The sequence below is a fragment of the Flavobacterium chungangensis genome (assembly GCF_042654045.1).
Lineage (GTDB): Bacteria > Bacteroidota > Bacteroidia > Flavobacteriales > Flavobacteriaceae > Flavobacterium > Flavobacterium chungangensis.
In genome coordinates this window covers 86,179-99,305 of record NZ_JBHSFY010000015.1, presented here as the reverse complement: position 1 = coordinate 99,305, position 13,127 = coordinate 86,179, and the positions used below count along the sequence as shown (strand labels likewise).

Below are 13,127 nucleotides of genomic sequence, written 5' to 3'. Positions count from 1 at the left end.
ATAAATGACAGTACAAGATTTAGTAGGCACTTATTCCATTTCTGGAAGCAATCAGGACGAGAATAATGAGATAACATACAAAGGTGTTTTAACGCTGACGTTAGATCAAAACAACCGCATAAAAGCAGATTGGATTATCAACTCGCATAAACAAAAAGGAACGGGTTTCTTTAAAGACAATATTCTGGTAATTAATTTCAGTTATAAAGGCGATGACCATAAAACCTATAAAGGAGTTGCGGTTTATAGATGCATTACAAAAGATGTTTTAGACGGATTTTGGTCTGAGAAACATGGAGATCCTTTGTATTTAGGAAGTGAACATTGTTTGAGAATGGAAACTACAGAACGGTTAAATTAAGGGAGAATAATTTTTAACACATATTAAATTGGGAGTCAACTTTGTCAAAGTTTAAAACTTTGACAAAGTTTAGAGTTTAAAGCCTATGCTGGATTTACTACAGTTTTATATTTTCTGTTATAAAGAATAATAAAACCAACCCATATTACTAATAAAATTGCGATTAAAGTAAGTTCTGTTTCGTGCAAGCCATTACGGAAGAAATTGTTTAGCGAATGTACTCCTGCAACTGCCAATAACGATCCTGTAGAAGTATATACTTTTCCGATTCCCCAACTTCCGAAGAAAATGATTCCGAAGAAAATCATATTGCTTGGCGTTATTTCGAAGTTTAAATGCCATGCAAACCAAAGAACAGCTATAATCAATATGGAAGTAAATTTAGGAAGCGATTTTAATTGTTCTTGTAAAAATCCACGCCAACCGATTTCTTCTAAAAGTCCGTAAGCCAAAACCGTAAACATTAATAAAATTGGGAATTTACCAATTGTAAAGTAATAAACACTTGCAATTAAAATGGCTGGAAGAATCCAATAAACGGCAAACGGAACTAGAGCATTTTTATAAATTCCTTTTAATGACATTGGATTATGAAGCGAGAATATTTTTATTGCAGTCCAAGCTCCTAAAGCAGGACCAACACCGCGCAGCAAAATGGCTAAATACGGATTTTCTATTCCAGATAATAAATTGGTTTTAACAGCTGCATATCTGCAGATTACAGCAATTACATAATAAACTATAATAGCGCCAAAGTTAATTTTATTTTTCATCGTTTTAAATTTGTTTGGTTTAGTGAAGCAAACTTAGGGCGTGAAAATGAGAATAAAATTGACTTTGGGTAAGAAATTATTTTTCCATAACTCTTTTTCGAATTCGGCTTAAACTTTCGGCCGTCAATCCCAAATAGGAAGCAATGATTTTAAGTGGCGTTCTTTGAAAAATTTCTGGACGTCCTTCTATAAGTTTTAAATAACGTTCTTGTGGTGAAAGTGTCAACAGGTTTATTTGTTCTTGCTGTTTACGAACATAAAGCATTTCAGAAATAGCTTTTCCGATTCGCAAACCCGTTTCCGATCTTTGGTACAATTCATTTAAATCTTGATGAGAAATCGACCAGAGCGTTACATCTTCTAAAGCTTCGGTTTTAATAACAGAAGGTTGCTGATTTAAGAAAGACATATAATCGCTAATAAAACTATTTTCGTAAAGAAGATTAATGCAAATATCTCTTTTGCCATCCCAAACAAATAGTCCAGCCGATCCTTTAATGATGATATTAAGGTATTTTTCGACACCGTGATAATCTTTTATAATTTCAGATTTGTCAAATTCACGGACTCTAATTTTTTCCGAAAATCCCGTCCAGATATTCATATCGGCAGTAAAATAATTTTCGAAAATTCTCTTTACATCTTCTGGAGAAGGATTATGTGGCATTTTTTAGAATTATCAGTTTGGAATGCCAATATAAGTTTTATCTTTCAAAATAAAAACAGCTTTATTATCCTGTTTACTTATATTTTTTGAGAAGACTGTTAGGACAACTTTGTCAAAGTTCTAAACTTTGACAAAGTTTAAAACGGCAAAAATCTACTTTAAACAAGGCAATTGTAAAACATTTGCATTCAATGGCTGTTCTATTTTTCTTTCTAGTTTTTCAGGATTTACAGTGATATAAATTTCCATTGAACCCGTTCCAACTTTCAGTCCAAGAATATGACCGCCGTAAGCATCAAATTTATCATCGGTTGCAACGCCGTGCATGTGTATCGAAGGTTTGTCGCCGCTCCAGGCAATAGATCCCGTAAGGCTTCCCATTTCTACTTTATTGAAAGTTTTGGGGTGGAATTTCTTTTGGTTGAAATCATAAAATCCAAAAGTGACGTCTTGCGCAAAACCAATTCCGGTAAAATTTGCTGACGGAATATTTTGCTCTTTGGCTAATTTTTCAATTAGTTCCAAAACATTATCGCCTTCGCGAAGAACCATCAGATAACCTTGAGGTGTTTTGGTGTAACGGCATTTTTCAGCATCTTTCTGTTGGGCATTAGCAAAATTAAGAGACATTAAAAGCACCAATGCCATACCAATTTTAAGGGATTGCAAATTCATAAGTATTTATATTAGAGAATTGGGTTGTAATTCATTATCATATTTTTCAGGATCAGAAGCCGCGTACTCGTTTTCTGGTTCTGGAATGACATGAATTTTAGAATCGCTTATCGAAATTACAGCCGAACAGACATAGATTCCGACCTTTCCTTCATTGTATTTAAAATCCAATAAAGTTAGTTTTACAATGTCATTTATCGAAAGTTCATAGTAATTTCCGTAGCGGATAATTTTGAAGGAAATTTGTTTTTCGTCACTAATTTCAAACTGATTGGTTTGGATGTTTTCAAAGATAAAATTATTCTTCACATCCTTTTCATTGAATCCCCAAGCTCTAAACTGCACGAAACCATTCATAAAATCAATCGAAATATAATATCCAGTTCCTTCTTTATCACATTCAATGACAAAGCCCGTTTTTCCCATTCCTTCAACAGACAATGTGCCTTCCCAAACAAAATCATTTGATGGCTTTTCGAAACCATAAATTTCATAACCGCTTCGGCATCCAAATCGCCATTTGTTTTCATTTTCCAAAACAAATTCTGCTGTCGGATTTCCTAAAATAGGTAAGGGAAGAGGCAGATCTTTTTGAAGTATGGTTTTCTGATACAGTTTTTGCCAATAATAATAGCTTTTCAAAAGAAGTCTTCCGCTTTTATCGACATCCAATTCTTTTGGTGGCGGAATCACACGATGTGTATTGACGTTTCCGTCTGCGAAATAGAAATTGTAAACCAAGAAGTGTTTTCCATCTTTAACCACTCTTGCGGCATAGTTTCCTTGTGGCATCAGTACATTATTGTGAAATGCAGAATACTCTGCCCTAAATTCTGGCGAAGACCAATAACGGATTTTAATATCTTCTCTGATGGATCCCAAAAGATAATGCGTTCCTTTAATTTCAAACACACACGGGCATTCTACATCATCATACACGTACGGAATATGAAGCGGTTTTTGCAGCACATAACCTTCTTTTTCTCTTTTGGCTACACCAATACAGCCCCTGCGGTATGTTGGTCCAGAGGCGCTTCGGGCACAGATTAGCAAATAATCTTCTCCTTTGTATTGGTATTTAAATGGGTCACGAAAGCTTATCCATTGACGCGGATTATTATTCTTGCCCTCATAATGTGGCGCTTCACTTTTAAAAGGAAGTCCGTATAGATTTTCTTTTTTCCAATTGAGTAAATCGGTAGAAATTGCTCTTCCTACTTTTTGTTCGATTCCTTTATCTTGGCGTTTAAGGCCTGTATAATACATTTCATAACCTTCTCCATCCGATTTTTTGCTGATATGCATCGTCCATAACATATCATCGTCCCATTCTCCGGGATCGCCAACAAATAAGGCATTTTTTACTCGTTTCCACGAAAGGCCATCTTTTGAAATGGCATGAGCGATATAATCGTGATTGGGAATGATTAAATGAAATAAATGATGGATTCCTTTTTCATCTATAAATACATCAACATCTCCAATTTCCCAGTTGCTAAATCCTGAACCTGAATACATTTTATTATTTATTTTAAACTGTTAGTATATTTTTAATTTTTTAAACACATAGAATCATAGCTTTAGTTTGGGTTAAAAAAGGCATTTTATTTAGTTAAAATGGACATAGATCTTTTAACCGTTAAACTTTGTCAAAGTTTTGAACTTTGACAAAGTTGACTTCTCGTTTACTATGTGTTAGAAACTAGTTTTTTTTTCGGCTCTTTTAATTCAGAATAAAATCTATGTTTCTATGTGTTTAAATAAATCATTTTCAACGAATGAATTATTTTATCACTTTATAATGTTTTAAACCTTCCAAAATTCCCTCTGAAGCTGAATTTTTAGCGACATAAATATTTTTGGTTGTTTCGTAATCGGCAAGTTCAGAACTTCGATTTCCGACAATAATTCCTTTCACTGGACCTCTAAACATATCAACATCATTTCCTGAATCTCCTGCAGCAATTACGTTTCCTAAAGGAATCGACCATTTTCGGCATAAAAATTTAATAGCATTTCCTTTAGAAGCCCTTTTCGGAATAAAATCTAAAAACTGACCGTGACTCGGAATAATATTGACTTTGTACCATCCCGTTCCTAAAATTTGAATTAACTCATCATGATCGTAATGTTCTTTATCATAATAATAAGAGATTTTAAAAGGGTTTTGCGCTTCTTCTTCCTGAAGTTTAATCCATTTTATGCCTTTCAGTTTATTGACAATTTCGTCTCTTTTCCATCTTCCAGAGAGAAATTTGGCCCAGCCTTTATCTAGAATATAATCCTTTCCGTTTGTATAATAGATTTCAGTTCCAACCGAACAGATAATGAAATCGGGTAGAGGGAATTCTTCTTCGTCAATTACTTTTTTTACGAGTGCCAAATTACGTCCAGAGGCCATTGCAAAAGCCATTTTATCGGTACGATTTGTTAAATGGGCTTTTAATTCTTTTAAACCTGGATTTGCAAGTTTGGGCTCTATTAAAGTGCCGTCAATATCTGAAACCAATAGGTGATCAATTTTTCTTTTTAAACGGTCGACATTGATATTGGGATAATGCTGTTTTTTGATTCCAGTCGAGGAAACAGATAAGTTTTCATTAATTATATCTACATAGTGATTGACGTGGCTAACCCAACTGTAATGTTTCTGAATATTGATCGCTCCATTATTCGAATAATATTTCCATTTATTTTCATCGGTTAGAATATTGCGGAGCGCTTTTTTAATTTGGCTTTCTTCTTGTGGATTTACCAATTCTCCGTTTTGGCAAACCGGAATAATTTCTGAAGGCCCACCATTTTTGGTTACCACAACGGGAAGTCCAGAACTAGCCGATTCTATTACGGTCAAGCCGAAGTTTTCATGCAAAGCTAAATTCACAAAAACACCTCTTTTTTCTGCGGCATAGCGGTAGATAATCGAAACTTCATTTTCAACATCATGTTTCTTCGGAATGGCCATTTTTCCGTACAAATCGTATTTATCCATCAAAAGAAGCAGATCTGTTAAAACGTTCTTTTCAGATTCTGGCATTTTGGCAATGTCTTTTCTTATACCCGCAAAAATGACCAGATTGGCTATGCTTTGGAGTTCTTTGTCTTTTCCGTAAACTTCAATTAAAGTGTTCAAGTTTTTATGACGGTCAGGTCTTGAAAGTGCCAGAATTATAGGCTTGTGCGGATTGGTTAAAAATTTAGAAATGCTTTCTGCAACCCAGTATTTTCGTTGCGCTTCTTCCATATGTTTGTCCGAATCGTTTTCTTGATAATAATAAGGAACAAATTTTCGGGTGTCAATTCCAGGAGAAATGGCGTGGTATTTTCCTAATTCAAAGTTTTTGTATGCTTTGTAGGTTTCAATTTCCTGTTCGGTAGAAGTAACAATAAACTCTGCGAGTTCTAATGTTCTTTCTTCCGCGGCGATTCTGGCTTTAAACTTGTATTTTTTTTCCAGTTCTTCTTCCGTTTCTCCGCTTTCAATTAGTTTTTTCTTTTTGTAGAATCCTAAAGAATGTCCTGTATGGGCAAAAGGAATGTTTAAAACGGCTGATAATTCGGCTGCGGCATATCCAGCGTCTGCGTAGTGAGAGTGAATCCAATCTGGGAAAATATTGTGTTGTTTGATATGTTGCATCGCGCCGTTCACAAAAGTATCAAGACCTTCCCAAAGCTGTTCTTTTGCTTTATATTTTTTCCCCAGAAACGGAATTCGCCTTATGTCTAGTTTATCATTAATAATTTCTATAGGTACGGCGTATTCTGGCGAAAGAGCGGGATCATCTATTAATCTGGTAAAAAGATGAACGTGTTCTACATCTTCATGTTGCGATAAAAATTCTGCTAGTTCGTATATGTATTTGGTCTGACCTCCGTTGTCAGCATCTCGACCGATTTCGAGACCAGAACCCTTCAAAAGTCCGTGTATATTGATAAGAGAAATTCGTAATTTTTTCATCATTCTTCATTAATTATTTTAAAAATGCAAGTTACAGCGCTTGTATCGATTAGGAAGAAATAATTACATTTTAAATTTACATAGTTCCCATGTTTGAAAGCGAAAAGAAATGTTTTAAGTATAAAAAGGTGATGGCTTTAGCCTAAAAGTAATATTTGGCTAAAGCCTTTTTAATAACAGAAATTTTAACCTTTAGCTAAAGCTGAAGGCAATTCATAAATACTAGCTTTCTATATTTTATAACGAAACCCGACAGGTTTTTAAAACCTGTCGGGTTTGACTATCATATCTAAGGAATATTAATTTTTATTGATCAGATTTTCAATGTCAAAGATTGAAATTTCGGGATTTCCACCTGCAGATCCGGCGACTAAAGCGCCTGTGGCACAAGCAAAATTTAAGGCCGCTTGCGGTTCTTTTCCATTTAAAAGTGAAGTGACCAAAGCTCCTAAAAAGGAATCTCCCGCACCAACGGTATCTTCAACTTTTACGGTATAACCTTCGTTTTCGTACAGATGTTTATCCCATAAAAGTAAAGCTCCATCTTTTCCTCTTGTTACACAGATAGCTGTAGCATTGGTTAAAGAGCAGATGAAGTTCATGTTTTCTTCTAAAGTATTGTAAGGAGAATCTAATGCAGCGCTTATTTCCATTAGCTCTTCATCATTAAATTTGATGAAATTGGCTGCTTGCATTAAGTGCTGTAGAATTTCGTAATCATAATGTGGTTTTCGAAGATTGACATCAAAAACTTTATAAGTATGTGTGTGGAGCAATTCTTCTAATGCTTTTCTAGAAACTTCATCTCTGCAGACCAAACTTCCATAAATTAAAACATCTGATTTTACGACCAATTCTCTAGTTTCTTCGTTTAGGATAATTTTGTCCCAAGCCGAAGGATAAAGAATCTCATAAGTAGCCGATTTGCTTTCGTCTAAAGTTACATTTACCAATCCTGTCGGGAAATCATCAGATCTTAAAATAGTATTTGTTTCCAGACCTAGTTTGCTGACTTCGTTTATGATTTCCTCTCCATCTGCATCATTTCCTACACAGCTAATCATATTAGAATCAACGCCTAGGGCTTTCATGCGAAGCGCTACATTTAATGGCGCTCCACCAATTTTTTTTTCATTGCCAAAAATATCCCAAAGTACTTCTCCGAAAGCGACAGCTTTTAGTTTTTTGTCGTTGCTCATTTTAATTTTCTCTTATTTGTAAATATTAAATCGAGTGATTAGAGTTTCACGCGATTTCATAAAAATAAAAAAGAATAACGGTTTCTGCAACCCAAATTTAAAAATCATAACAATCTGTTCACTTTGCAAATCATAAGGTTTTGATTTCTATTTGTTTACGATGTGTTCCTATTTTTGTAAAATTATAATTTAATAGAAGATGAAAAGAATATGGGGTTTCCTAGATTAGAAATCCCATTAAAATAATAGGCAGATTTTATTTCACTACAAATTTTTTCCAACTCATTACAAAATGTAATTTTTCGCATTTATTTTATAAAAAAAATAAATTTCAATATCCTAAATTTGGTCATAATGCAAAAATCAAGACCATGGAAATCAATTTAATTTCAGATTCATTTTGGGGAAATAAGAAGAAAATCTCTCTCTGGGATCGATTATTCAGAAGGAATAAAACCGTAAATAAAGCGTTGACTACGCCAGAGATTATTGGCCAAAATTGTCAAGGTTTGTTGCTAAAAAACGAAAATTTAAAATCTTTCCTTTTTTCGACAGATATGGCACTTATTGAAAATAATGATGCCGATGCAATTCTTGCGGTTTATCCTTTTCCACCATCACCTAAAATAATCAAAACGCTGATAGATTTCTCTGGAAAACCTGTTGTCTGTGGTGTTGAAGGCGGAACAACTAAAGGGAAGAAGTCGGTAGAAATGGCAATTTATGCGGAAGAAGCAGGTGCATCGGGAATTATTGTAAATATTCCGTTTGAAAATAAGGACATCAAAAAAATAAGAGAAAAAATTGCAATACCGATTGTAGCAACTGTTGCTTCATCTGATTATGATTTTTTAAAAGGAAAAATCGATGCAGGAGTAAATGTTTTCCATGTTTCTGGAGGATCACATACTGCTAAAATTGTAAAAGAAATTACGACTAAATTTCCCGATTTTCCTGTAATGGCAACTGGCGGGAAAAGTTTACATAATATCGAAGAATCTATAAATTCGGGCTCAAAAGCAATTGTGCTTTCGCCGCCATCCAATAAAGATTTGTTCAAAACAATTATGAATACATACAGGAGAGCTTTCTAAGAAATAAAACGGGACTGTTGCTAAAGATTGAGACAGTCCCATTTTATTTTTATCTAAATTATGTTGTTCCGTAGGAACATCTGGTCGGTAGAATTATGTTGTTATTGTTTTACGTTCCGTAGGAACGTCTGATTTTTATCATTTTTTTATGGTGGCGCGTATCAAACGTTCCTACGGAACGTCAATGCAATTGTTGATTTTTTCTACCGACCAAACATTCCTACGGAATGATAACTCAATTTTGAAATGTTTTTTAGAAACTAATTAACCATGAGCTTCAATTGAAACGTCATTCCATTTTTCCCAGTTTTCTAATCTTTGCTCATAGCTTTGTTTTACGAATGGTAACGCTACTTTTCCTAACAACAATCGTAATGGCGGATTTTCTGATTCGACCAAATTCACAACTGCTGGAGCTGTTGCCTGCACTTTTCCAAAAATGTTTTCTCTTTCAGCTAGAGCTTTTTTGATTTCGTCATAATAAGGTAAACTTTCGCTGGTAATTCCAGTATGCCAGATATTAGATTCGTATCCGTTTGGTTCTAATAAAGTTACGTTGATTCCGAATTGTTTTACTTCAGATGCTAACGTTTCGCTTAAACCTTCTACAGCAAATTTAGAAGCGCTGTAAAGTCCCATTGCAGTTGGTAATGTTGCCAATCCTAAAATTGATGAAACTTGAATAATATGACCGCTTTTTTGCTCTCTCATAATAGGAAGCACGGCTTGGGTTAACCATAATGTACCAAAGAAATTCGTTTCAAATTGTTCTCTAGCTTCGCTTTCGCTTGCTTCTTCCACTGCGCCTGTAAGTGCGTAACCTGCATTATTGATCAAAACATCGATAGTTCCGAAATGCTGTTTTACTTTTTGAACCACTTCTAATGATTCTTGACGGTTATTTACATCCAATTTTAAAGGTAAAATCGCATTTCCGTATTTTTCTTTTAAATCGTTTAAGGTTTCAAGGTTTCTAGCAGTTCCTGCTACATTGTATCCTTTAGCTAAAAAAGCTTCTGCCCAAGCTCTTCCAAATCCTTTTGAAGCTCCTGTAATTAAAATTGTTTTTGACATGGTATTTGTTTTTATAATTAATTAATTTTAAAAATGACCAATCGGTCATTTTTAGGATAAAAAAAATTATATCAATTTTTCAGATATAATTTTTTTAAGCGTTTTCTCTATTGTTTTCATGTTATCATTATTGCCAGACACTCGAGACATTAAGTGTCCTCCTTCCAGCATGGCAAAAAGTGTAATGGCAAATTCTGATGCATTCCAATTAGAATCAAATTCTTTATCGGCAATTCCTTTTTCTATAATCGAAGTTAAAAGCACTTGTCCGCGTTTGATGGCAGCGTTTACTTTTTCTTTCACAATCGGGTTGGTGTCGTCTGCTTCGGTTCCAAAGTTTAGCAAAGGACATCCGCCAATTACTGGTGGATTTATTGGATTGCTGAAAAAATCGATATATGCAAAAAGCTGCTCTTTAGCACTTTTACCTTCTCTAAGTGCATTTTCAAGTTTAGAACTTAATATTTTCACATTATGATCTACAGCTGCGCAGGCCAAAACATCTTTGTTTTCAAAATGTACATACATACTTCCTTTAGACAATTTCGTAGCCTCCATAATATCGCTCATAGAAGTAGCTGCAATTCCTTTTGTATTAAAAATAGGAGCCGCTTTTTCTATAATAAATTGTCTGGTTTCTTCACCTTTTGTCATGATGGATTGTATTTAACGATGCAAATATATGACCGATTGGTCATAAAAACAAATAAATAATGATTTTTTTATGTATTTGATTGTTTTTTAAAGAGATAAAACAGCTTCAAACATTTGCAAACGGTAATGTTTAAAGCCATTTTGCCTCAATTTAATTTATTATAAAAAACTAATTTGCACGATTTCTTTCCTCTTCATTTCCAAAGTTTCGTTCTTTAGATTTCACACTTTGGTTCCCGAATTTATAACTCAAAGCAATTCTAAAAGCTCTTGAATCGCCATAATTTTTCATTGTATTTTTAATTCCGTTTGAATAATAAGAAATTAAAGGTTTTTGTGCGTTCAATAAATCTTCTCCGGTTAAAGTAATCGAAAGATTCTTTTTTAAAGCTAGAAATTTCACGGAAACATCTAAAATATTTAAAGTCGAAATATTAAAAACCTGATAGCGTCCTGGCAATTGCAAACCATAATTTAAACCCATAAAAAGAGTTTTAGATTGATTTACCGTAAAATCATTATTGGTGTAAATATAGCCGTTGTAACCATCTACAGAAGCAATTAGATTTGTTCTCGATTTTACATTTTGATAGTTTAAATTCAATCCCATAAAGCTGTTCCACCATGTGTATTTATTGAAATTGTAATACGTTGAAAGACCGATTTGGTAAGTGTCGGCGTAATTAACTGGCGTGCTTTTCGTAATGTTGGTTTCAGGATCGATAATTGCTAATTCTTGCCCGAAATCTGAAACTTGAGAAAAATAGATATTATTTACCCATTTTTGATTGCGAATATAAGAGAATTGTAAATTGTCTATAATAGAAGGCTTCAAAAACGGATTTCCTTCAGAATAGTAAAATGGACTGGTTCTAATCACAAACGGATTCAAATAATCAAAATCAGGTCTGCGGATTCTTCGGCTGTAATTTAAAGAGTAGGAATTGTTATCATTTGCATTGTAAGTCACATAAGCGGTTGGAAACAATTTGATATAATTGTTTTTGTTAGTTTGGTTTAGATTTTCAGAATAGCCTTCGGTTTGTGTCGCTTCGGTTCTTAAACCAATTTGCGTTTCCCATTTTTCGCTTAATTTTTTATTTGCAGAAAAATAGATTGCCTCGTTGTACTCTTTGTACGTGAATATATTAGAATAATTAGTGTCCAGAATAGGAGTTCCCGTTTCATTGTCAAAAACCGTTAAATTATTTTTAGTATTCGTATAAAATCCTTTTCCGCCAAAGCTAATATTCGCCCAAGAATAAGGAAGAGAAACATCCATTTTTGCTGAATAATTTTTCAATCGGTTTAAATTAGAATTAATTGCTGCAAAATAAGTTCCAGGAATATTTTCTTTCTGATTATCCATTTCATTTCCCGAAAACGCACGTGAATCGTCTTTTTGGTAGTCAAAATAATCCAAATCTACTGTAATGTTTTCCCCTTCATTATTTAAATTAAAGACGTTATTCCAGTTTACCGAATTCATTTGCGGTTTGTTCTGTGCATTTACATCAGATAATATATAAGAATTGATTTCTCCAGCAGTATTGTAACGAGTTGTGAGCGGATTATTTGCTGAATTTCTGTCGTTAAAACTTCCTAAATATTTTACTCCAGAAGTCCAATTTTCAGTCAGTTTATAATCGGCACCAAAACCAATGCTCAATAAATCTGTTTTTGATTTGGTTGCAATATCTTGTTTCCAAACTTCATTAGGATAATAAATTCGGTTATCCGAAGTCGTGTGAAATTGATCTGTTCCTTTATTGATTGAAGCTTGAAGCGACAATTTATTGTAATTGTATATAAATAATCCGTTGATGTTTCCGCTTGCATAACTTCTTTGTGTATAAGTAGTTCCAAGATTTGCGGTCCAAGAATTGCGCTTTAGCAGTCTTCAGTTTAATATTGATCAAGCCGCTATTTCCTTCCGCTTCATATTTTGCTGGAGGCGTTGTAATTACCTCAATACTTTTAATGTTATCTGCAGGAATCGATCTTAGAAAAGCAACAAGATCTTCCTGAGTTATTTTATTTAAACGATCATCAATCATAACCAAAACTTCTCCTTTTCCAACAATAGAAATTGTTTCGTTCTGGACTCTCACTGTTGGTGTAGATTTCAGAGCGTCTAAAGCAGTTCCGCCAGTCGCAACAACAGAGTTTTCGACATTAAAAACCAAACGATCTACTTTTTGCTCTACCAATTTTTTTCTTGATTTTACAGTTACGCCATCTAATTGCACCAATTCTTTCACTTCAATTATTCCTAAATCAAGATCTTGATTTACGATTATTTCTTTGTTGCTAAATTCAGTTCCAAATTGTTCGATGATTAATCTATAATTTCCATTTTCAGTACTTAAAATAAAGTTACCTAAACTATCAGTTGAAGTTTGTTTGTGCAAGATTTTATCTGCTTTTAATAAAGTTGCCGTTGCAAATTCAAGCGGTGTTTTGTTCTGATTGATGATTTTTCCTTTTACTAAATATTGTTGGGCAAATACGTTAATTTGAAATAGAAATAAGACTGATACTAAAATGATTCTGTTCATGGTTTAAAAATTAATTACAGGACAAAACTGTTAGAATTAAAACCCAAAAACCACTTTTATCGACAAACCCCTTCGATTAATCTGCAAACCCGTAAAAATGCTTTTTGTTGAATG

The 13,127-nt window shown here is 33.8% G+C and carries 12 protein-coding genes; 2 read left to right on the top strand and 10 right to left on the bottom strand.

Annotated features, from left to right (window positions below):
* Positions 1–4: 4 nt before the first annotated feature.
* Complete coding sequence (locus ACFO3N_RS20445; RefSeq protein WP_379800765.1) at positions 5–361, top strand: hypothetical protein; 357 nt, start codon at positions 5–7, stop codon at positions 359–361.
* An 83-nt stretch (positions 362–444) separates the two neighbouring features.
* Here the strand turns inward: ACFO3N_RS20445 and ACFO3N_RS20440 are convergent, their stop codons facing one another.
* The 6 genes from ACFO3N_RS20440 to ACFO3N_RS20415 all read right to left on the bottom strand — a co-directional run bounded on the left by ACFO3N_RS20440 (position 445) and on the right by ACFO3N_RS20415 (position 7,633).
* The gene (locus tag ACFO3N_RS20440) at positions 445–1,134 is read right to left on the bottom strand and encodes a CPBP family intramembrane glutamic endopeptidase (protein WP_379800764.1); all 690 of its coding nucleotides are present in this window, start codon (positions 1,132–1,134) and stop codon (positions 445–447) included.
* 76 nt (positions 1,135–1,210) lie between these two features.
* A complete protein-coding gene (locus ACFO3N_RS20435; protein ID WP_379800762.1) occupies positions 1,211–1,801 on the bottom strand; it encodes a Crp/Fnr family transcriptional regulator in 591 nt (196 codons plus the stop codon).
* Between the two features lie 153 nt (positions 1,802–1,954).
* Complete coding sequence (locus tag ACFO3N_RS20430; RefSeq protein WP_379800761.1) at positions 1,955–2,476, bottom strand: PPC domain-containing DNA-binding protein; 522 nt, start codon at positions 2,474–2,476, stop codon at positions 1,955–1,957.
* Between the two features lie 6 nt (positions 2,477–2,482).
* A complete protein-coding gene (locus ACFO3N_RS20425; protein WP_379800760.1) occupies positions 2,483–3,994 on the bottom strand; it encodes a glycoside hydrolase family protein in 1,512 nt (503 codons plus the stop codon).
* 265 nt (positions 3,995–4,259) lie between these two features.
* A complete protein-coding gene (locus ACFO3N_RS20420) occupies positions 4,260–6,437 on the bottom strand; it encodes an HAD-IIB family hydrolase (protein ID WP_379800759.1) in 2,178 nt (725 codons plus the stop codon).
* 296 nt (positions 6,438–6,733) lie between these two features.
* Entirely contained in the window at positions 6,734–7,633 is a 900-nt protein-coding gene (locus ACFO3N_RS20415) for a carbohydrate kinase family protein (RefSeq protein ID WP_379800758.1), read from the bottom strand.
* 371 nt (positions 7,634–8,004) lie between these two features.
* Between ACFO3N_RS20415 and ACFO3N_RS20410 the strand changes: the two genes are divergently transcribed.
* The gene (locus ACFO3N_RS20410) at positions 8,005–8,727 is read left to right on the top strand and encodes a beta/alpha barrel domain-containing protein (RefSeq protein WP_379800757.1); all 723 of its coding nucleotides are present in this window, start codon (positions 8,005–8,007) and stop codon (positions 8,725–8,727) included.
* A 264-nt stretch (positions 8,728–8,991) separates the two neighbouring features.
* Here ACFO3N_RS20410 and ACFO3N_RS20405 read toward each other — a convergent pair whose 3' ends face one another.
* From ACFO3N_RS20405 to ACFO3N_RS20390, 4 genes are all read right to left on the bottom strand, one after another.
* Positions 8,992–9,801 (bottom strand): SDR family NAD(P)-dependent oxidoreductase, encoded by an 810-nt coding sequence (locus ACFO3N_RS20405; protein ID WP_379800756.1) that lies wholly within the window; start codon positions 9,799–9,801, stop codon positions 8,992–8,994.
* A gap of 66 nt (positions 9,802–9,867) precedes the next feature.
* Positions 9,868–10,455, bottom strand: coding sequence for a TetR/AcrR family transcriptional regulator (locus ACFO3N_RS20400; RefSeq protein WP_379800755.1), 588 nt, complete (start codon positions 10,453–10,455; stop codon positions 9,868–9,870).
* A 169-nt stretch (positions 10,456–10,624) separates the two neighbouring features.
* Positions 10,625–12,247, bottom strand: a complete 1,623-nt coding sequence (locus ACFO3N_RS20395; protein ID WP_379800753.1) for an outer membrane beta-barrel family protein — start codon at positions 12,245–12,247, stop codon at positions 10,625–10,627.
* A 1-nt stretch (position 12,248) separates the two neighbouring features.
* The gene (locus ACFO3N_RS20390) at positions 12,249–13,013 is read right to left on the bottom strand and encodes a TonB-dependent receptor (RefSeq protein WP_379800752.1); all 765 of its coding nucleotides are present in this window, start codon (positions 13,011–13,013) and stop codon (positions 12,249–12,251) included.
* Positions 13,014–13,127 lie beyond the last annotated feature (114 nt).

Coding starts and splice junctions, on each gene's coding strand:
- ACFO3N_RS20410 (WP_379800757.1), top strand. CDS start 8,005: ATGGAAATCAATTTAATTTCAGATTCATTTTGGGGAAATAAGAAGAAA.
- ACFO3N_RS20400 (WP_379800755.1), bottom strand. CDS start 10,455: ATGACAAAAGGTGAAGAAACCAGACAATTTATTATAGAAAAAGCGGCT.
- ACFO3N_RS20420 (WP_379800759.1), bottom strand. CDS start 6,437: ATGATGAAAAAATTACGAATTTCTCTTATCAATATACACGGACTTTTG.
- ACFO3N_RS20405 (WP_379800756.1), bottom strand. CDS start 9,801: ATGTCAAAAACAATTTTAATTACAGGAGCTTCAAAAGGATTTGGAAGA.
- ACFO3N_RS20415 (WP_379800758.1), bottom strand. CDS start 7,633: ATGAGCAACGACAAAAAACTAAAAGCTGTCGCTTTCGGAGAAGTACTT.
- ACFO3N_RS20440 (WP_379800764.1), bottom strand. CDS start 1,134: ATGAAAAATAAAATTAACTTTGGCGCTATTATAGTTTATTATGTAATT.
- ACFO3N_RS20390 (WP_379800752.1), bottom strand. CDS start 13,013: ATGAACAGAATCATTTTAGTATCAGTCTTATTTCTATTTCAAATTAAC.
- ACFO3N_RS20435 (WP_379800762.1), bottom strand. CDS start 1,801: ATGCCACATAATCCTTCTCCAGAAGATGTAAAGAGAATTTTCGAAAAT.
- ACFO3N_RS20430 (WP_379800761.1), bottom strand. CDS start 2,476: ATGAATTTGCAATCCCTTAAAATTGGTATGGCATTGGTGCTTTTAATG.
- ACFO3N_RS20445 (WP_379800765.1), top strand. CDS start 5: ATGACAGTACAAGATTTAGTAGGCACTTATTCCATTTCTGGAAGCAAT.
- ACFO3N_RS20425 (WP_379800760.1), bottom strand. CDS start 3,994: ATGTATTCAGGTTCAGGATTTAGCAACTGGGAAATTGGAGATGTTGAT.